Origin of the sequence: Pseudomonas sp. PS02303, from assembly GCF_029959925.1 — a bacterium.
GTDB lineage: Bacteria > Pseudomonadota > Gammaproteobacteria > Pseudomonadales > Pseudomonadaceae > Aquipseudomonas > Aquipseudomonas mandelii.
On the sequence record NZ_JASCOM010000026.1, the window covers coordinates 17,810 to 37,180 of the forward strand.

Genomic DNA, 19,371 nt, shown 5'->3' on the forward strand with positions numbered 1-19,371 from the left:
GAATGAGCGACTCGATCGGCATTGCCCTGCGGTTTGGCTTGTATGTGGATTTGATGCTGCTGTTGGGCTTGCCGCTGTTTGGGTTGTACAGCCTTAAAGGGCGGGAACGCGTGTCAGGCGCGGTGTTACCGTTTCGGTTGATGCTGGCGGGGACGGCGGCGCTTGGGTTGCTGTTGTCTATTGCGAGCATGGTAGTGATGGCGAGCGCCATGAGCGGTGAAACGGCCTTTGCCGAGTTACGTCCACACGTCGAGATGATGGTGTTGGAAACGGACATGGGCCTGGCCTGGGTCGTGCGTATCGTCGCACTGGTTGTTGGTGGATTGGCGGTGATGCTCAATCATCGTGCCCCTGGCGTTGGCTTGCTGGTTGCGACGATTGCTGGCGGTATCGCCCTCGCCTCTCTCGCCTGGAACGGACATGGCGCGATGGATGAAGGCATCCGCCGTGTCTGGCATTTCACCACCGACATCCTGCACTTGCTGGCCGCAGGAGTGTGGCTGGGAGCGCTAGTGGCGCTTGCGTTGATGGCGAAAGCCAATGTTCTGCAAACCGAAGAGCGCATCCGGCTGCTGGCCCGCGCAGTGACAAGGTTTGAACTGGTGGGCGCGTTGATTGTGGTCGTCATCACCGTCACGGGTGTTGTGAACTACCTCTTCATCGTTGGGCTGGAGCTTGATGACTTATTTCTAAGCACCTACGGGATTTTGCTGTTTATCAAAGTCACCTTGTTTGCAGGGATGCTGGTGCTCGCCGCGTTGAACCGGTTTCACCTTGGACCGTTTTTGCAGAGGTCGTTGCGCAACGGGCAGTATTGGGTAGCGGCGAATGCACTGCGGCGCAGCGTGGTGATGGAGTTGGCTGCGGCCGTTCTGATTGTTGGGCTGGTGGCCTGGCTGGGGACGTTGAGTCCAGAGATGGAAATGGCCGCGGAGTAATGTAAAGGGCGCCACTTGATATAGATCAACGACAGCCCCCTACACAGGGCTACGCTCAAAATAACCCTCAGATCGGATACCAGACATGCACGGGCTTCGCACCCATCTACCGCTGCTGATCCGCCAAGTGCTCGCACTGTGGCTGTTAGCCTTTGCGGTAGCGGCGAGCCAGGGTTGTCTTAGCCTGCCGCCCCATGATCTGAACGCCGCCCATGAAATCACCAGCAGCGCTGGCCATGACAATAGTCATGAGCAGCATGCCAGCGGCTGCCTGCAATACTGCGAACACAGCGCCACAGCACTGCCCCCCGCACAGACCTTGCCCACCTTCGAACACGCCCTTTGGGCCGTCCTGTTTCTGCTGCCTGCGCTGATTCTGAGTGTCCGCTCCCAGACTCCGTTCGCGTTTCTCACCTTACACCGACCGGCGCCACCCCGGCCGCCAGCGCGCCTGCGCTTCGTTCGCTTCAACGATTAAAACCACTCTCCGAGCGTCCGGAGTTCCGGCCGCCCCTCCTTTGGCTTCGCCTCTTTAGCGCGGCTCAATAGTTCCTGTACGTCCCTGACTCACTGGAGATTGCCATGCATACGCACTTCAAAGCACTCGTCGCCGCACTGCTCATCAGTAGCCCATTGGTTGCTATGGCCGTCGAGGAGCATCACCCCGACACACCGCCAACCACACCGGCCACCGCCACCGCCGCCACCACCACGCAAAACAAGGCCATGAGCGAACAGATGGAAAAAATGCAGGCGGCCCACGAAAAAATGATCGCCGCCAAAACCCCCGCCGAACGCCAGGCCGCCATGCAAGAAGGCATGGCCACGATGAAGGACAGCATGGGCATGATGCACAACCATTGCCAAGGCATGGGCATGGGCATGGGCATGGGTATGGGCAAAGGCATGTCCGGCGACAAGAACCACGCAGAACAGATGATGGACATGATGATGAAAATGATGGAACAGCAGTCGAGCATGATGAAGATGCCGATGGCGCAGTAACCGCCTGAAAGAAGCACTTGACCTTGCCATCGTGGCAAGGTCAACCATCGAACCCTGTCATCACACCACCGCCACTCATGGCGAAAGAGGTTTACGCAATGAACGGTACAGAATTGCAAGTCGAAGGCATGAGCTGCGGCAGTTGCGTCAAACACGTCAACGCTGCGTTGCTGCCACTGGCCGGGGTTGGTGAAGTGACTGTCGACCTGGCGTCTGGCCGGGTCAAAGTGACCGGGGACATCGACAGCGATGTCCTGTTATCGGCACTGAATGAGGCAGGGTATCCAGCAAGCGTGTTGAAGGGTGAACGCCCCCAAAGCGTCGAGAAAAAGTCGGGGTGCGGCGGCTCCAGTTGCTGTTGTCACTGAGTCCGAACGGCCAGGATGACATCGAGGCCAGACCGCATTGTGCAAACACAACAAGGGGCGCTCCCACAATGAGCGCCCTTTTTCGTCGTGGATAGCAGCCGGGAAACTGTTTCACTACACTCCACTTTTTCTAACCCACCCGGATAAAAGCCCGCCAAAAATGAAAACCATAAAATGCACAATGATGCTCGGTGGCCTGCTCGCTCTATCCTTCGGCGCTCAGGCACAGGACGGCCCTTCGCATCTGGACAGCATCATCCAGCAAAACCAACTGCGCGTGTGTACGACGGGGGACTACAAACCCTATACCTCCAAAGCCGAGAACGGCGAGTACTCGGGGATCGACATCGCCATGGCCCGCACATTGGCCGACAGCCTCGGCGTCAAGGTTGAGTGGGTGCAGACCACGTGGAAAACGCTGATGCCCGACATGCTGGCCGGCAAGTGCGACATCGGCGTCGGCGGCATCTCGGTCACCCTGGAACGCCAGAAAAAAGCCTTCTTCAGCACCACACTGGATGTCGACGGCAAAATCCCGTTAGTGCGCTGCGAAGATCAGGCCCTGTACCAGACCGTCGAACAAATCAACCAGCCTTCGGTTCGCTTGGTTGAACCGGCCGGTGGCACCAACGAAGCGTTTGTCCACGCGTTTCTGCCCAAGGCGCAATTGAGCCTTCACGACAACGTGACGATCTTCCAGGAGCTGCTGGATAAGAGGGCTGACGTGATGATTACCGATGCATCGGAAGCGTTGTATCAGCAGAAACTTAAACCCGGGTTGTGCGCGGTTAACCCGAGCCAGTTCATGCAGTACGGCGAGAAGGCTTACTTGTTGCCCCGCGATGACATGACCTGGAAGTTATACGTCGACCAATGGCTGCACCTGGCCAAGGTGACCGGTAACTATCAGAAAGTCCTGAGCGAGTGGATAGCAACGCCCGCCCCTAAATAACCACCACCCATCGTCCCACGCAAGCGCTGGCGAAGCCGCGTCCAGCTGAGAAGCAGTCCCTCATTCAGCACTCGCGGTACATCAGGTAACAACGCGCCTCGACGGAAACATCTTCCGTCGGGGGCATTACGCCTTAGTCGTCATGGAGCAACCCTGAGCTGTACTCGCTGAAATTGCTACCGATAGCGCTTCCGCCAAGGTTCAACTTGTTGGCGCCATGGCCATCGAACGATCGGCAGCCATCTGAAAAACAGGTGCTGGTGCTGACGCCTGAGCAGGCGCTTAACAGCAAGGCACTGGTGATCATCATGACTTTGAAGAGATTTGAGATCATTTTTCAGGTTCCTGGGGGGCTGGAAGCGTGGCAGTTCGACTACGCCTCATCCTAGGACGCCAATTCGTCAGACATTATGAAACTTGGCTGGGCGACAGGATTGGTTCAGCCAAGGCGGTTTCCTGAGGCAAAAAAGGCGCTCTGTTCTGCTGCAACGCCACCCCAGTAAGACTCGTCTCCACCTCAAAAGCCCATTCCTGATAAACTCTCCCACCTCCCAGCCCCATCGATTCCAGACCCCCAATGCCCCCAATCACCGCCACACCCGCCCCGCTCTCCCGCCGATTCTCCGTGGCGCCGATGATGGATTGGACTGACCGCCACTGCCGCTTTTTCCTACGTCTATTATCGAAAAACGCCCTCCTCTACACCGAAATGGTCACCACCGGCGCGCTCCTCAATGGCGATCACGAACGCTTCCTCCGTCACAACGAAGCCGAACACCCGTTGGCCCTGCAACTCGGCGGCAGCGTTCCTCTAGACTTGGCCGCCTGCGCCCGTATGGCTGAGGACCACGGTTACGACGAGGTGAATCTGAATGTCGGCTGCCCGAGTGATCGGGTGCAGAACAATATGATCGGCGCGTGCCTGATGGGGCATCCGCAGCTGGTGGCGGATTGTGTGAAGGCGATGCGCGATGCGGTGTCGATTCCGGTGACGGTGAAGCACCGGATCGGGATTAATGGGCGGGACAGTTACGAGGAATTGGTTGATTTTGTTGGCACGGTTCGGGATGCAGGGTGCACGAGTTTTACGGTACATGCGCGGATTGCGATTCTGGAGGGCTTATCGCCGAAAGAGAACCGTGACATTCCGCCTCTGCGTTATGACGTGGCGGCGCGGTTGAAGGCGGACTTTCCGGAGTTGGAGATTGTTCTTAACGGCGGGATCAAGACGCTGGAAGCCTGTCACGCGCATTTGCAAACGTTTGACGGTGTGATGTTGGGCCGCGAGGCGTATCACAACCCTTATGTGATGGCTGAGGTGGATCAGCAATTGTTCGGCAGTACGGCGCCGGTGATTAGCCGGGCGGAGGCGCTGGCGAAGTTGCGGCCTTATATAGCGGCGCATATTGATGCGGGCGGTTCGATGCACCATATCACCCGGCACGTGCTGGGGCTGGGCACCGGGTTCCCGGGGGCACGCAAGTTTCGGCAGTTGTTGTCGGTGGATATCCACAAGGCTAAAGAGCCTTTGGCGTTGCTGGATCAGGCAGCTGAGTTGCTTGAAGGGCGTTAATCCGTTTTATCTTTTAAATACCAGGCTGGTGGGTCCGCAGCCTGGTTCACGTGTCAGAGCGCTGCTGCTTCAGTCCAGTTAACCCAACCGAATGCCCATGTGGCCAGGATCACCAGACCGAATGCAATTCGGTAACAGGCGAACGCGGCGTAGCTGTGGCTGGCGATAAACTTGAGCAAGCCGCGCACGGCGATCATGGCGAAAAAGAACGCGGTGACGAAGCCCAAGGTGAAGACTGGCAGGTCGCCAGCCTGGAACAGATCCCGATATTTGTAGCCTGAGTAGACGGCGGCACCGACCATGGTTGGCATGGCCAGGAAGAACGAGAACTCGGTGGCTGCCTTGCGCGACAGTCCAAATAGCAACCCACCGATAATGGTCGATCCTGAGCGTGAGGTGCCCGGTATCATCGCCAGGCATTGAGCGAACCCGACCTTTAACGCGTCGGTCCAGCGCATGTCGTCAACATGGTCGACATACACCCTATGTTCCCGCCGCTCAGCCCACAACATAACGATACCGCCCACTACCAATGCCACCGCCACGGTGATTGGATTGAACAGATATTCGTGAATCTTATCGGCGAACAATACACCTAATACAACGGCAGGCATAAAGCTGATCAATAAGTTCAAGGTAAACCGTTGCGCATTACGTTGGGTTGGCAAGCCTGTGACGATCTCGAGGATCTTTCGCCGAAACTCCCAGACCACGGCCAGGATGGCCCCAAGTTGAATGATGATATTGAAAGCCATGGCACGCTCACCGCCGAAGCCGAGCAGGTCCGCGACAATGATTTGGTGCCCTGTACTTGATATGGGTAAAAACTCTGTCAGCCCTTCCACCACGCCTAAAATCAATACCGTTACGGTAGTCCAAAAATCCATTACCCCCCCTCATCCACAAAAGCAAAACTGCTGACGAACTGACGATTTTATCGCCAACGAGTCAGTAAAACGCATTCAGACCTGCATTAAAACTCAACGTTAATAATTGTCCATGAATGTCACCACCCACCAGAACGTTACATAACAAGAAATATCAGCCAGTTCCAAACAAAACACATACTAAAACCGGCACTTAAAGCAGCCTAGTTCTGGCAACTCATAAGGCCTCCATAAAAATCCAACTAAGGCAGCTTCAACCGCCCACCCAGGCTTATTGAACTGGAAAAGCGGGACATTGCGCGAAAAGATGGCACAATGATGCCTATTTGCCACTGTGCATGCCAAGCATCAGGGGCACAAAGGATCTCGCCAGATTGCTCAACAATGTTAAAAAAATTGTGACACCTGCTTGAAAACCCGGGAAATGTTACCAATTGTCAGTCACAAATGAGAATTGGTGCTTTAACATCCAAATGTCAGCACCCAGCCGAGTCAAAGCATGATGCTTACAGGGAAATTAACGAATACCAGCCACAGCCACACAAAGGAGGTGACGGGTATTCTCACCATTGGGCGGACCCATAGTTTAGCTGAGGGTTTCAGGACATTAGTTGCAAGCTATGTAGCGCATGATATACCCGTTGACACTATGTGTTTCAACAACTTGTTTAGAAAAAATAAGGGTTTCCATTCATACCGTGCAGTATTCATTGTCATTGACAGCCCTCAGGCGTTTGATGAAAGCATCGCCTTGGTGGAAAATATGCGTGCCGATAACCAGGCCCTTATTATCTTTGTAGCCATCACCGGCAAAGGCACCTACAACAAGATGAGATACTATCTTGCCGGCGCCGACCACTGCATTAAATTCAGTACGCTTCCTGAAGATAACCCGGACGTACTTTCCGAGTTTTTTAATAGCGCAGAATGGCATAAGCAACACAGTTTGCTCTTGGACCCCACGCGTATGTGCCTGATTGGAGACTATAAAAAACTGGATGTTTCGTTTCCGGAAATGAAAATCCTGGAAGCCTTTGCCGAAACAAAAAATCAAATACTGAGCCATGATGAAATCGCCAGAATCATGGGTCTGAATATAACGTTTTATGACCCAAGGGCCTTGGAAAAATCTATCAGCCGCCTGCGCGGCAAGATAAAAGGCATGTATGGCACCAACGCCATTCAAAGTATTCGTGGGCATGGATATCGTCTCGTCAGGGGTCTCATCTCGACCGCCTGATGATTAATATGCAGGGAGTTATTGCATTATGAACGCAACGATGAGCGCGTCACACATCTATCGTGCGAGTCATTATCTGTCTCGACAATTGATCCTCACTCGTGATGACTGCCCATTTGGCAGCGAGATCAGAATACAGTTTGACGACAGTCCGGCTCAGCCAGCCCATGCATCTTTTGCGGCATCCATGCAGCAGATGAGCGGCATCTACAGTGAAGTGCTCATGCAGACCCGGTTGATTGCCTTTTCGCTGAAAGACCATAATATATCCAGCAAAAACAAATACTTAAGTCGTAGATTTGTCTGCGTCGGACAATCAGACCTCGCCGATTCAGCACTCGCGGAAGAGTTGATACAGTCCAGCGACGCCCTGCACAACTTTGGTCAGACGCTGGTTATCGCTTTCAATGAACTGCCTCTTTCGGCGGTCAGTTTCAGTGAAAAAAAGAAGATTCTCAACAATGTGTATCTGTTGAAAGACCACGGCATAGAAATCGCGTTCGATGGTTACAACATCGACAATGAAAGTATCGAGATCTTTACAACCCTGAATCTTTTCGACTATATCAAGATCCCTCTTTCAACCCTAGACTTAAGCCTTAAACTCACGGGCAACCCCGAATTATTCAATCGTCTCCACGAACGCATGACCATGCTGACCCACACCACTAAAGTCGCCTTCATAGCTGACAGAGTGGAGCATGCCGCGAGCCATATACTGGCGCGCGCGCTGCCGTTTGAATACTTTCAAGGGAGCCATTACTCCCCTGCCGACAACCTTTTGAATTAAAAACTGAGTATGCCCTTCAGGAGAGAGACATGGAAAGCAGTACACCCCTCCCCAGAAAATATTTTGTCGTCGTTACTCACAGCCCGGCATTACAACTAGAGCTTGAGGCATTATTATCGAGCGAGCGATATAACTCATTTGGTACGTCGCAGGCAAAGATGTTTGTCGAGGGTGTTGCCCTACCCTCATCCGCCCCTAAACTAATGGAATTTATTTCCCCTCACCTGGACAGAATTGTCCCTCCCGTTATCAGACATGATACACAGCGCATTCTCTCTTCATTCGAATCCGAGTGGCGAGCGGCCCAGTCCGATACGCAGTTCAGCAACATATCCTCACGGGCAGATGAAGACCGGGAAAACACTCAGGATTCACTCCTCAACGAGGCGGTAAAACCGCATTATCCCTATACAGAAGCCTGGCGATTGAGTCATGGCAATGGTGCGTTGATCAAAGATGACGTAGAGGTTGTCTTGACCGGGCTAGAAGCCACACTGGTCAAGAAAATGCTGCACCATGATGAGCGAGTCGTAAGTAAAGATGATCTTATTCGGAGCATCGGCAGAGAACCCGAGCATTATCGAGGCCTGGAAATGTGCTTGAGCAGGCTACAGGAAAAGTTCAAGAGTGCCAGCAATGGTGAACGTTTGTTCCGGGCCGTGAGGAATCGTGGCTATTGCCTGATTCAAAAAATAGTACGGGGGAAAAGTCTCACCTGAATCAATAAGATTGATCGCAATGGTAGTGCATACAAAAACAAAAAAGCACCCCACCATTTCACCCTCCGGCCCCTCCCCTCTCCGCAGACCATCTCGCTTGCCCCTTCCTGAAATCAACTTTCATTATCGACTATTTCTAACACTTCGCCGCCTCAATATAACCAGCACACCAACTTACCACTCGTTAAAAGTCGTCAGACAGCTTTCTGCCCAATAAATTAATCTATTCACTGACGAGCACGCCGCACAGTGGCATTTCGACCGTCAATGTTTTGCCCTCTTATAAAAATAATAATGCTTACCACATCAACTTGGCTCTTGTCTGTCGACACGCGAATGGACGTATTTTGGGGATATCGCATGGTTAACAATCTTCGTATCAATCGAAATACCCACCTCAAAGGATTGACCTTCTGGGGACAATGGGCACTGGGTCAGGGCTTTGTTGTAGCCCTGTTGTTTCTATTGGTTTATTACCACACCGGGACGGTGGAGTTCTATTACCGAGTGTGCGCAATTCTAACGGTACTTGCCTCGGTGCCCGCCTATACCTGGTGTGGCGTCTATGCAAAGAAAGATAACTACCTGGAGGGATTGGGACGTTTGTTGGTGGGCTGGACAATGACCCTGGCGGCATTGGCCTGTGTGGCATTCATCTGCAAGGCCGATGGACTGTTTTCCCGTCAACTGATCTTGATATGGGCAGCCTGCGGTTATCTCGGGCAGGCACTGTTGTACGTGCCGCTGCACGGATTCTCGCAATACTATCAACGGTCACTTCAAAGCGAGCATAAAACCCTGATCGTCGGTACGGGCGAGTTGGCGCTGGGTCTTGCCCGGAAGCTGCGTAGCCTTGAACACTTCCCGCTGGTGGGGTTGGTCAGCACCGACACAACGCTCCCGCTGGCGATGGGCTCACCGCCGATCGTAGGCCCGCAAGAGCATCTGCTGGCGCTGATCAAAACCCATGACATCCGCCGTTTGTACATCACGCTACCCCTGAGTGAAGCGGCAAACATTGAAGCCATGTATATCGATTTGCTGGGGGCCAACGTCGATGTGGTCTGGGTGCCGGACTTGAACAGCCTGATGCTGCTCAATCACTCGGTAAGGGTCGTGGACGGCTTGCCGGCGATCTACTTGAATGAAAGCCCGTTGACCAGCCAGCCAACCGCCGCACTGAGTAAAAGCCTGTTGGAAAAGAGCGTGGCGCTGTTGGCCCTGGTTCTTCTAAGTCCGTTGCTGTTACTGATTGCCCTGGCCGTTAAACTCAACTCTCCCGGCCCGGTGTTCTTCAAGCAGGACCGCCACGGCTGGAATGGCAAGGTGATCCAGGTCTGGAAGTTTCGCTCGATGCGCGTGCACGATGACCTTGAGGTCAAGCAGGCCAGCCGTAACGATTCTCGGATCACTCCGGTGGGACGCTTTATCCGCCGTACTTCGCTCGACGAACTGCCGCAGTTGATCAATGTGCTGCAAGGCCATATGGCCCTGGTCGGACCACGTCCCCACGCCGTTGCGCACAACGATTACTACTCCGGGAAGATTCTCGCCTACATGGCTCGCCACCGAATCAAACCGGGGATTACCGGGTTGGCTCAAATCAACGGTTGCCGTGGCGAGACCGACACCATCGACAAGATGCAAAAGCGTGTGGAGATCGATCTCAAATACATCAATAACTGGTCGTTGTGGCTGGATTTGAAGATCCTGGTGAAGACGCCTTTTACCTTGCTGTCAAAAGACATCTATTGATCACTTGAATACCAGGCACCGCAAAATGACAAGGGGACGCAAGTCCCCTTTTTCATGGGCGTGTATCAGGCGCTGAGTCGCACTTACGCCCCTGCCACACCAGTCTCCCTGACACACGGCAACACTTGTTCAAGCCGGGAGCTGAGTCAGCCCCCGACTTATCATTGCAAGTGTGTCGTTTTAACGCAGAGAACCCTGCGCAAGATGGCGCTGCTTACTACAAGACCTTCCAGGTTGTCCCCTTTCGGTCGACCGCGATGCGATCTACAGCGCTAATCGCCCTGCAGATCGCCCGCGTTCACTCAGTGATCTTGTCGAAGTTACGGTAGAACAAGTCGCTGTCACGGCTATCGGTCATCGAATGCAGCCAGTAGCTGCGATTGAGCCGTGCACCGCCGTCCCGGGTCAGCGGCGACCAGACGATATTGGCCCGACGCATGGTCGACATGCTCATCAGTTCATCGAACGGAATGGAGATGTAGATGCCCTTGTCGAAACTGCCTTCACCGTATTCCGCTGTCGTCGCAGTGGTCAGCGTGGCCCAGGCACCGAATCGCACACCATTGCGGAACTCCCGTGACAGATCGACTGTGGCGCCCCAATCCCGCGCCAGGTAGCGGCCGACACTGACGGCGGCCTGGGTATCGAAAGGCAAGTCGGTATAACCGGTGATATGGCCGGTCACGGTCGAGTAATCGCGCAAGCCAAAACCCTGGTTGAACTCGCGCTGACGCACGTAGTTCAGGTCTGCACCCACCGACCAACGCTGGCCTGCCGGACGGAACAGTACCTCACCGCCCACACCGGCAAACATCGACTCCAGATAGCCGCCGTAGACCATGCCATACAGGTCTTTATCCAGTTGCTCGGCGTGGCTGAACTGGAACGTGGGCATGGTGACGTCAGAGGTCGTCAGGTACTTGCGCAGGTCGGTCCGCACCCGGGGCAAACCACTTGGTGCGTCGTAGGTAAAGTTGTCGTAGTTGTTCACCAGGTTGGCGCTGAGCAGGCCGCTCCACCAGGTATTGCGCGTGAAACGATACTCGGCGTCCGCATCGGCACTCAGCTGATAGAGCAAACCATCAGGGCCACCGACGTTCTGTTTGTAGCCCAGCCCGACACCATAGCTGAAGGGATCGCGCGCGGCAGTATAGAGCGTGGTCTCGGTATGCGGCATCGCCCCGTTGACCTCAGTGGTTCGGTGCAAGGTTTGCAGCGGCTCCTCATTGTTGACCACTTCGCGGAAGGTCTCGCGCGGCACGCTGGTTTCTTCCAGCGGCATGTCGTAGCGCTTGTTCACCAGGGTGAACCAGTCGATATCGTCGTTGACGCTGTTGTCCAGAATCCGGCTGGCGCGGCCGACGGCTTTGGCCGAATGGAAATAGTTCGTCTGCTCGCCGTACACAAACAACTCGGGGCCGCGCTGAGTGATGCGCTCGACTTTGTAGCCGGCATTTTTCTGCAAACGTTGGGACACGTTGGCCCAGTTAACCTGATCCGGTGGTGTGGCAGGAGCCTGTGTCGGCAGACGCTCCGCGGGCGGATCGTAAGTCTTGGCCGGCGCCTTGCGGCTGACGAAGTTGGTGTGCAGGGTGATGCCGAACATCGCGGTATTGCCGCGCTCCCAACCCGCGCTGAGATCGACCGAATCGGTCAGCTTGAACACGGCGCCGATGTTGATGGGCGAATCTTGCTTGATGACGTTGTCTTTCGGCTCGTTTTTGTAGTCGTTGCCTTCGTACTCAAGCTTCAGGCTGAGCGGCTCCCAGGGGGTCTGGTAGGTCACGCCGCCAAACAATGAAGGTCGCCCACGGAAATAGGCATTGGTGTTGACGTCACCGGTGCCCTCGCCGTCCGGCCGGGTATTGAAGCGATCAGCCGCCCAACCCAACGGGTTGTCGAAATCGCCTCGATTGCCGATGTATCCCCAGGCAATACCCGCGCTGAAATCAAAGTCGTCATAGCGTTTGTTGGCGACCAGGAATTCGCTGGAGAACAGGCCGGTACCGCCGATGTCGCGAAAGCCCAGGGCCAGTTCAGGTGCCCAGTGGCTTTCTTGCCAAAGGCGTACCTTGAGGTCCACAGCCTTGTCTTTGTAACTCTGGTCGCCGCTCAACGATTCGGGGCCATACCGGCGGTTGGTGATCGCGGTATAGCGAAACGAGCCTTCCAGCCATTCAAATGGCTGCAATGAAACGCTGTAACGGGTATAGGGCTCGGTTCGACTGGCATTCACACTCAACTCGCCGGCCGGTGCCATTCGAGCCGTCGGCGTTTGCATCAAGCCCACGCCGCCGAAATCGTTTTGAGTCAATCGCGGCTCTGCATGAGCCAAACCACACGGCAACAACAGCACTGCAGCAAAACGTAAATTCAAGGAACCACCTCAGCCAGTTGCGTGGCAAGAAATTCGGCCAACTGCTGATTCAGTTCAGGTATAGGCGGATTAAGATCATCGGTTTTGACAGGGACCAGGATTTTGCTGCCGGCGGCAGGCACCTGCCCGCTTTCACGATTCCACGGCGCAATGCCGACACGGCGGGTGACCCCGTCGGGCTGAACGATCCAGAGGTAATCGGCTTCGGCATCGGTCAGCGATGAACACCCTTGCAGGTAATCCCGCGCCTCTTGCAGCGGGCGAAAGGCGAGCCGGCACGGTTCGGCGACAGCGCCCAGCACTTCAACCACATCGGAACGCTTGGGGTAGATCAGGCTGTCGCCGTCATCGAGGCGGAAGTTGCGAGCGAAGCCGACCTCCACCGCGATCGGATCAAGGACCGCCACCTGGCGCCCGGTAACCGGCATGCGGCTGACTTGCTCGTACAACTGCAACGCCAATGCCGCCCGGCTGGGCCGATTGAAGAGCAATGCGGTGCGTTGCAGCACCTTCAAGTCAAACAGGACCCCGGTCTTGAGTCGGGTCTGCTCCTCAAGCAATGGTTGTCGCAGCCAGGCGGCCGCCAGCCAGTAGCTTTCAGGATTGGGTTGCGCCAAACGCATCACGTCCAGCACGCGCCCCCCGGGTTGCAGCTCGACCGGCCCCGGATTGCGCACATCACCGCTGACGTTGACTGCCGCATTCACGCCACCGCAGATCAACAACAGGCACGTCCATAACACCTTGGGAAACTTCAACGGACAGCCCCGCGCTCAGAGGTCAACTGCACGATCTTCACCCTGAGTTGCCCTGTCAGTTGCTGTTCACTCTGGAGGATGAAACCGTTATCCGGATCGACCCAATAATGATTGGTCGCGCGCAGGCCAATAGCCGGTGCCTCTATCTGCTCATCGACACGCAGCACGGCGTATTCCTTGTCCAGGATCCTGAGGGTTTCCATGGGTTTTCGGGTAAAGCGGCTGCTCACGGCAACACCCACTTCGTAACCTCGATAAAGATCGATCCAGCGCTGGCTGGTGTATCCATCGGGCAATCGGTGAAGGCCTTGCTTGAACGGCGATTGCGCTTCGATACGGGTCCCGTCCAGGTCACCTTCAAAGCCCAGGCCGACAGTGCGAACCGCCAGGCCGTCGCGCAGCAACAACACCTGCTTGCCGGACGCGACCCAGTACTGCAAGTCACCTCGCTCACGCACCATCGCCAACACCCCTTCGCCGGAAGGGGTGGTCAGCTTGAGTTGCGGATACTGAACCTCGGCCACTTGCGCCGGAGTCAACTCCAGGTCGTCAGGCCCGGTGGCCACGGCTTTGAAGTTCGCCAGCGTGGCCTTCATCAGCGGATTACATCCACACAACAGCAAGGCCGCTATCAAGCAGACGCTAACGTTCAACGTTCTCACAGTGGGACCAGACCTTATCTGCTGTTGGCTTCACTTAAGTTGTTTTGTGCCGCCGCGCCCATACCGAGAATCGAGGCCGATGGCACCAATTGACTGATGAAGCGGTTCCAGCGGGTAACGTTGGCAGGGCCTACATAAACAATGTCCTGAGGGCGGACATCGAAGTGAGTGGCGAGCGCCATGGCGGACGGCGACTCGGCTTGTAATTGATAGATTTTGGCGGGTTCGACATCGAGGTTTTCTACACCGCGAATGACGTACACGGCGTTGCCGTTCGAGGTGGTCTGGTTCAACCCTCCTACCGAACCAATGACGTCGGAAAGATTCATGGTGCGGGTCTTGAACGTCAATGCACGCGGCTGATTGACCTCGCCCATCACGTAGATCTTCTTGCTGTCGTTGTAGGGCAAATACAACTGATCGCCGCCTCTGAGGTAGACCTTCTGCAACTCTGCATTCTGCTGATTGAGCGCATCGAGATTCAGCGGATAAACCCGCCCGTTTCGCGTCAACAGCAACCCGGACAAGTCCGCATTCAGCGGATCGACACCGGCCGAACCCAGGGCTTCAACCACATTGAGCGGATTGGTGGAAATCGCTTGAGGGCCTGCTTTCAATACAGCGCCCGACACCACCACTTTCTGACTGGCAAAGCGCAACACGGCGACATCCACTTGCGGGTCCGAGATGAAGGTGGACAACTTCTCGGCAATATCGGATCGCAGTTGCTGGATGGTCTTTCCGGCGGCCTGGACCTCTTTGATGTAGGGGTAATACAGCGTGCCATCGGACCGAACAAGACGGCCGTTTGCATCGATCTGCTGTTGCGCGCCAGAAGGTGCGGTCAGCTCGGGGTGATCCCATACCGTGATGTACAAGACATCGTTGTTACCGATGCGGTATTCGTCGGGCGTGGTCAACAATTCCGGGGGTAATGACTCATGTACCTGAGTGGCCCTGTCCATGGCGATAAGCTTGGGGGTAATCGGAATAAGCTCGACCCGACTGTTTTCGCTTGAGCCTTCGCGAGTGATATCGCTGGTGCTCATATGTTGGCCCGGCGAAAACATACAACCTTGCAAAGCAATACTTGCCAGCATTAAAAAAGGAACGCTACGAATCATAATGGCACTACGCTATTCAAGGGCAAACCCAAAACAAGATCACCCAGTGTTAGCCGGGCAATCTTGGATGACACCTGCAGTATTTATCAGTGTGTGCCGGTGGTACCGGTAGTGCCTGTTGTGCCGGTACTTCCGGTTGTTCCGCCGTTGGAACTTCCGCCGCTGCTGGAGGCAGCCACTGCGCCTGAAACAATCGCAGTGCTGGCCAATGCAGCTTGTGCCGCCGTTACATCACCCAGCACTTTTGTATCCAGCGAAAGAGGTACTTCTACTGCGAAAGCCCCGCTGCTCATCATGGACAATACGGCAATCACCATCATCTTTTTCATATCAAACTCCTTCTTGCGTGTTCTTTATATCTACGGACTTGCGGGACGTGTTTCCAGTCAATTTTCCCGACCATAATTAACATTGCGTCCTGATATAACAGTTCAGCAGAAAAACCAGGCGCTGACGGCCTGTTTCAAGCCCTACTCGGCGTAACCCCTGGGATGATTCGATTGCCAACGCCAGGTGTCTGTCATCATCTCCTGTAGATTTCGCGTGGCCTTCCAGCCGAGCTCCTTCGCCGCTTTGGAAGGATCGGCCCAACACTCGGCGATGTCGCCCGAGCGTCGTGGCATCACGCGATAAGGCACTGGACGCCCCGACGCCTGCTCGAACGCCCGCACTACCTCCAGAACGCTGTAACCATCGCCCGTGCCCAGGTTCCAGATATTGATTCCGGTACGCGTCGAGATCGTCTGTAATGCCTTGAGGTGCCCGTCCGCCAGATCCACCACGTGGATGTAGTCGCGCACGCCGGTGCCATCGACGGTGGGGTAATCGTCACCAAATATCGACAACTCCTTGAGACTGCCGACGGCCACCTGGCTGATGTAAGGCACCAGGTTATTGGGAATCCCGCTGGGGTCTTCCCCCATGTGGCCACTGGCATGAGCGCCGATCGGGTTGAAGTAACGCAACAGCGCAATGCTCCAGCGCGGCTCTGCCGCACACAGATCCTGCAGCACGTTTTCGATGAACAGCTTGGATTGCCCGTAAGGATTGGTTGGCGTGCCGGTGGGGAAATCTTCCCGGATCGGCATCTGCTCAGGCGCGCCGTACACCGTGGCCGATGAACTGAACACCAACCGGAACACGCCCGCCGCCGACATCGCCTGGCACAGCGTAATGCTCCCGCAAACATTGGCCTCGTAATACTCAAGCGGCTTGCGCACGCTCTCGCCTACGGCCTTGAGCCCGGCAAAATGCAGGACAGCATCAATGGAATGCTCCTGAAAAATCCGGTCCAGCAATGCCCGATCGCACACATCCCCGCGAATCATCGGTGCGGACTTGCCGCAGATGGCTTCAATGGCGTGCAGGGACGCGTCAGAGCTGTTGCAAAGGTTGTCCAGCACAACCACATCAAAGCCCGCCTCAAGCAGCGCAAGTGTAGTGTGAGAACCGATATAACCGGTTCCACCCGTTACCAGAATCTTCATAGAGCGGTCCATAGTGGGGTATTGAAGTGCTCAATTAGAGGCAATGTTAAATGTGAACATCACCCATTGACGCCAAACACTTATTAGCACTTCAGAACAACCAACACTATTAACAGACCCCGACTAAAATTAACTAAAAGGCATCAGCCCCGACAACTAATAACATTTGCCCCACTCTACGCCTGCTAATAATTGCCAATAAAGCCTCACTCAGGTATTAAAGTACAACCTCAGTAATACTTCAAAACTCACAGCCACACTCGATATTGTTTCTGCGTGGATGTGAATAATGACTTTCCAGGATATATCTATGATTCGTAAATGCTTGTTCCCCGCCGCCGGTTATGGCACGCGCTTCTTGCCTGCTACTAAAGCCATGCCGAAAGAAATGCTGCCGATCGTCAACAAGCCTTTAATCCAGTACGCCGTTGAAGAGGCACGGGACGCCGGTCTGCAGCACATGGCAATTGTGACCGGCCGGGGCAAGCGTGCGCTGGAAGACCATTTCGATATCAGCTATGAACTGGAACACCAGATTCGCGGCACCGAAAAGGAAAAGTTTCTGGCCGGCACTCGGGAGCTGATTGAAACCTGCACGTTCGCCTACACCCGTCAGGTCGAAATGAAAGGCCTGGGGCACGCGATTCTCAGCGGTCGCCCCTTGATCGGTGACGAACCGTTCGCCGTGGTGCTGGCGGATGACCTGTGCCTGAACCTGCAAGGTGACGGCGTACTGGCGCAGATGATCCAGCTCTACAAAAAATTCCGCTGCTCGATCGTGGCCATTCAAGAAGTGCCTCGAGATCAGACTCATAAATATGGCGTGATCGCTGGGGAGTTGATTTCCGAAGGGATCTACCGGGTCAACAGCATGGTCGAGAAGCCGGCACCCGAGGACGCACCGTCCAACCTGGCGATCATTGGCCGCTACATTCTGACCCCCGATATTTTTGATTTGATCGCCGACACCCAGCCGGGCAAGGGTGGCGAAATCCAGATCACCGACGCACTGATGAAGCAGGCCCAAAATGGCTGCGTGCTGGCCTACAAGTTCGAAGGCCTGCGCTTTGATTGTGGTGGTGCAGAAGGCTATATCGACGCCACCAACTTTTGCTATGAGCATCTGTATCTCAACGGTCTTTGACCCACTCACTCATCCAGGCAAGCCACTATGACCACTGCAAAACGCTCGGTAGACATCGAACAGAAAGCGGGCAACGTCGGGGTGATGGCCTGGCTGTCGAAAACCCCGTCGTTATCCTCCACTTCGGCGGCCTGGTTTGGCACAGCCTTGTTGGTTGAGCGCATCGGGGTGTTCCCCTCTTCGGGCGATATCCATCGCCCGGTCAGGGACCCTTTTGCACTCTTGAACCATCTGAAAAATCTGTACGCCCACCAGTCCCTGGATATCGATGAAAGCGACGGGCTTAAAGTGATTTTCAATGATTGGCGATTCCGGGTTCGCGTGCGCTATAGCGACCCGGCAATTGTTATCAATATTGAAACGCGATGTGATCCTGACTTGATGCCTGTGAAAACCGCAGAGCTGCTGAGCCATCTGGAACGCTTTGAACGGTGAATGATTATTTCAAAGCGGAACCACACTGGCCCGGCGACTCACCGCCCCCTCCGACAATCAGGCGATACACGTAATCGGCAATAAGCCGACCGCCCGAACCCGGGATAGGGTGGATTTTGTCCGGACCGATCATGGGCGTCGGCCCGTCATTGGCGTAGCGCTTGAAGTCGGGACCGAACGTGCACTGCAAACTCGAATACACGATGTGCTCCGAACGCGCCCAAGGCTCAAGCACCTGGGCGTACTCCGACATCGGATACGCACTGGAGCGCGTTGTGTCCTGACGCAAGATCACGTTGATGCTCGCCGCCGGATGAACTTCGCGAATCATCCGCACCAACCCTTTCATGTTCTCCAGATAGTCGTTGGGCTTGACGCCAAACCCCTGGTCATTGCCGCCTAACATGATCAGGTAAACGTCCGCCGGTATCTTGGAAACGATGGCCTTCCATTGGGTTTGCCATAGACGGTCGTTTTTATAAAAGTCACCTGAGGCGCCACCGGAAGCAGCGAGTTTGGAGACCCTGACGCCGCCCTGATTATTGGCCAGCCACAGACCAAACAACGTCGGCGCACCTTTCACAACTTCGAGCTTTAACGACCATTCAGCATTGGCGGGGATACTGAGTTGCACTTCCTGAACCCCGGAACCGGCCAACGTCAAAGGCTGCCAGGTGTCTGAAGGTGTCCACCGATAGCGCATCTCACTGGTTTTTCCATTGCCCAGGTAGAGCAACTTGGCGTCGGTAATGGCTGTATTGATGGATGCCGTTTCTTTGGAATCCACTTCAAGAAAAGCGCCCGCCTGCCCGGTTACGGTGCGGCTGTCCGGACTCGCCTGGCCAAGACTGGAAACGTCCCAATCTCCACCGAAGTACTTCTTGCTGCTGCGGGTGTATTTGAAATTCGTACCGCCGAGCGCGGCACCGTGATTGAACCCGACATAACCAGGCCCGGCGAAACCAAAATCTTTCGCCAAGTGCTGAGTGAGGGCATTGAGATAAAAATCCTGCCCCGCGCTGTAACTGTCGCCAATTACCGAGATGGCCAGCACCGCCCCCGCTTTACCCTTGGTCATTGCAGCAAGCCGATCGCGTGAACTTCTCACTTCGACAACCTGAGCAGGAACGGGGCGCACATCATCGACATCTACCACT

The 19,371-nt window shown here is 55.2% G+C and carries 21 protein-coding genes; 12 read left to right on the forward strand and 9 right to left on the reverse strand.

Going from position 1 to position 19,371, the window contains the following annotated elements:
• Nucleotides 1–2: 2 nt before the first annotated feature.
• The 5 genes from copD (at nucleotide 3) to QMX98_RS09600 (ending at nucleotide 3,263) form a co-directional block, all read left to right on the forward strand.
• On the forward strand, nucleotides 3–938 hold the full coding sequence (copD, locus tag QMX98_RS09580) for a copper homeostasis membrane protein CopD (protein WP_102594042.1): 936 nt from the start codon (nucleotides 3–5) through the stop codon (nucleotides 936–938).
• 85 nt (nucleotides 939–1,023) lie between these two features.
• On the forward strand, nucleotides 1,024–1,416 hold the full coding sequence (locus tag QMX98_RS09585) for a hypothetical protein (protein ID WP_102594041.1): 393 nt from the start codon (nucleotides 1,024–1,026) through the stop codon (nucleotides 1,414–1,416).
• A gap of 104 nt (nucleotides 1,417–1,520) precedes the next feature.
• The gene (locus QMX98_RS09590) at nucleotides 1,521–1,943 is read left to right on the forward strand and encodes a hypothetical protein (RefSeq protein ID WP_282410644.1); all 423 of its coding nucleotides are present in this window, start codon (nucleotides 1,521–1,523) and stop codon (nucleotides 1,941–1,943) included.
• A gap of 98 nt (nucleotides 1,944–2,041) precedes the next feature.
• Complete coding sequence (locus tag QMX98_RS09595; RefSeq protein WP_010456118.1) at nucleotides 2,042–2,311, forward strand: heavy metal-associated domain-containing protein; 270 nt, start codon at nucleotides 2,042–2,044, stop codon at nucleotides 2,309–2,311.
• A gap of 160 nt (nucleotides 2,312–2,471) precedes the next feature.
• The gene (locus QMX98_RS09600; protein WP_042932713.1) at nucleotides 2,472–3,263 is read left to right on the forward strand and encodes a transporter substrate-binding domain-containing protein; all 792 of its coding nucleotides are present in this window, start codon (nucleotides 2,472–2,474) and stop codon (nucleotides 3,261–3,263) included.
• A gap of 133 nt (nucleotides 3,264–3,396) precedes the next feature.
• Here QMX98_RS09600 and QMX98_RS09605 read toward each other — a convergent pair whose 3' ends face one another.
• On the reverse strand, nucleotides 3,397–3,597 hold the full coding sequence (locus QMX98_RS09605; protein WP_282410645.1) for a hypothetical protein: 201 nt from the start codon (nucleotides 3,595–3,597) through the stop codon (nucleotides 3,397–3,399).
• 243 nt (nucleotides 3,598–3,840) lie between these two features.
• Here QMX98_RS09605 and dusA point away from each other — a divergent pair, with 243 nt between their 5' ends.
• Nucleotides 3,841–4,836, forward strand: a complete 996-nt coding sequence (dusA, locus tag QMX98_RS09610; RefSeq protein WP_282410646.1) for a tRNA dihydrouridine(20/20a) synthase DusA — start codon at nucleotides 3,841–3,843, stop codon at nucleotides 4,834–4,836.
• A 53-nt stretch (nucleotides 4,837–4,889) separates the two neighbouring features.
• On the opposite strand, the gene QMX98_RS09615 is transcribed toward dusA, so the two are convergent.
• Nucleotides 4,890–5,723 carry an undecaprenyl-diphosphate phosphatase gene (locus QMX98_RS09615; protein ID WP_077748253.1) on the reverse strand — a complete coding sequence of 278 codons (834 nt, stop codon included), beginning with the start codon at nucleotides 5,721–5,723 and terminating at the stop codon, nucleotides 4,890–4,892.
• A 499-nt stretch (nucleotides 5,724–6,222) separates the two neighbouring features.
• Between QMX98_RS09615 and QMX98_RS09620 the strand changes: the two genes are divergently transcribed.
• From QMX98_RS09620 to QMX98_RS09635, 4 genes are all read left to right on the forward strand, one after another.
• Complete coding sequence (locus tag QMX98_RS09620; protein ID WP_221106816.1) at nucleotides 6,223–6,963, forward strand: winged helix-turn-helix domain-containing protein; 741 nt, start codon at nucleotides 6,223–6,225, stop codon at nucleotides 6,961–6,963.
• A 28-nt stretch (nucleotides 6,964–6,991) separates the two neighbouring features.
• Nucleotides 6,992–7,753, forward strand: coding sequence for an EAL domain-containing protein (locus tag QMX98_RS09625; protein WP_010456245.1), 762 nt, complete (start codon nucleotides 6,992–6,994; stop codon nucleotides 7,751–7,753).
• Between the two features lie 29 nt (nucleotides 7,754–7,782).
• Complete coding sequence (locus QMX98_RS09630) at nucleotides 7,783–8,472, forward strand: helix-turn-helix domain-containing protein (RefSeq protein ID WP_077748251.1); 690 nt, start codon at nucleotides 7,783–7,785, stop codon at nucleotides 8,470–8,472.
• 360 nt (nucleotides 8,473–8,832) lie between these two features.
• Entirely contained in the window at nucleotides 8,833–10,227 is a 1,395-nt protein-coding gene (locus tag QMX98_RS09635; RefSeq protein ID WP_042932702.1) for an undecaprenyl-phosphate glucose phosphotransferase, read from the forward strand.
• Nucleotides 10,228–10,525: 298 nt separating this feature from the next.
• Here the strand turns inward: QMX98_RS09635 and QMX98_RS09640 are convergent, their stop codons facing one another.
• From QMX98_RS09640 to galE, 6 genes are all read right to left on the reverse strand, one after another.
• Complete coding sequence (locus QMX98_RS09640; protein ID WP_102594399.1) at nucleotides 10,526–12,604, reverse strand: YjbH domain-containing protein; 2,079 nt, start codon at nucleotides 12,602–12,604, stop codon at nucleotides 10,526–10,528.
• Nucleotides 12,601–13,362, reverse strand: a complete 762-nt coding sequence (locus tag QMX98_RS09645; protein WP_010456254.1) for a capsule biosynthesis GfcC family protein — start codon at nucleotides 13,360–13,362, stop codon at nucleotides 12,601–12,603. Before QMX98_RS09645 ends, QMX98_RS09640 begins: the two co-directional genes overlap by 4 nt.
• Entirely contained in the window at nucleotides 13,359–14,024 is a 666-nt protein-coding gene (locus QMX98_RS09650; protein ID WP_282410647.1) for a YjbF family lipoprotein, read from the reverse strand. Before QMX98_RS09650 ends, QMX98_RS09645 begins: the two co-directional genes overlap by 4 nt.
• A 14-nt stretch (nucleotides 14,025–14,038) precedes the next feature.
• Nucleotides 14,039–15,094: a polysaccharide biosynthesis/export family protein gene (locus QMX98_RS09655; protein WP_081853998.1), complete on the reverse strand. Its 1,056-nt coding sequence runs from the start codon at nucleotides 15,092–15,094 to the stop codon at nucleotides 14,039–14,041.
• 140 nt (nucleotides 15,095–15,234) lie between these two features.
• Nucleotides 15,235–15,477 carry a hypothetical protein gene (locus tag QMX98_RS09660; protein WP_083376201.1) on the reverse strand — a complete coding sequence of 81 codons (243 nt, stop codon included), beginning with the start codon at nucleotides 15,475–15,477 and terminating at the stop codon, nucleotides 15,235–15,237.
• Nucleotides 15,478–15,618: 141 nt separating this feature from the next.
• Entirely contained in the window at nucleotides 15,619–16,635 is a 1,017-nt protein-coding gene (gene galE, locus QMX98_RS09665) for a UDP-glucose 4-epimerase GalE (RefSeq protein WP_282410648.1), read from the reverse strand.
• A gap of 310 nt (nucleotides 16,636–16,945) precedes the next feature.
• Between galE and galU the strand changes: the two genes are divergently transcribed.
• Together galU and QMX98_RS09675 are read left to right on the forward strand one after the other, a co-directional pair.
• The gene (galU, locus tag QMX98_RS09670; RefSeq protein WP_010456264.1) at nucleotides 16,946–17,779 is read left to right on the forward strand and encodes a UTP--glucose-1-phosphate uridylyltransferase GalU; all 834 of its coding nucleotides are present in this window, start codon (nucleotides 16,946–16,948) and stop codon (nucleotides 17,777–17,779) included.
• A gap of 27 nt (nucleotides 17,780–17,806) precedes the next feature.
• Nucleotides 17,807–18,214, forward strand: a complete 408-nt coding sequence (locus QMX98_RS09675; RefSeq protein WP_010456266.1) for a mannose-1-phosphate guanylyltransferase — start codon at nucleotides 17,807–17,809, stop codon at nucleotides 18,212–18,214.
• A 4-nt stretch (nucleotides 18,215–18,218) separates the two neighbouring features.
• Here the strand turns inward: QMX98_RS09675 and QMX98_RS09680 are convergent, their stop codons facing one another.
• Complete coding sequence (locus QMX98_RS09680) at nucleotides 18,219–19,370, reverse strand: SGNH/GDSL hydrolase family protein (RefSeq protein ID WP_282410649.1); 1,152 nt, start codon at nucleotides 19,368–19,370, stop codon at nucleotides 18,219–18,221.
• Nucleotide 19,371: the final 1 nt, after the last annotated feature.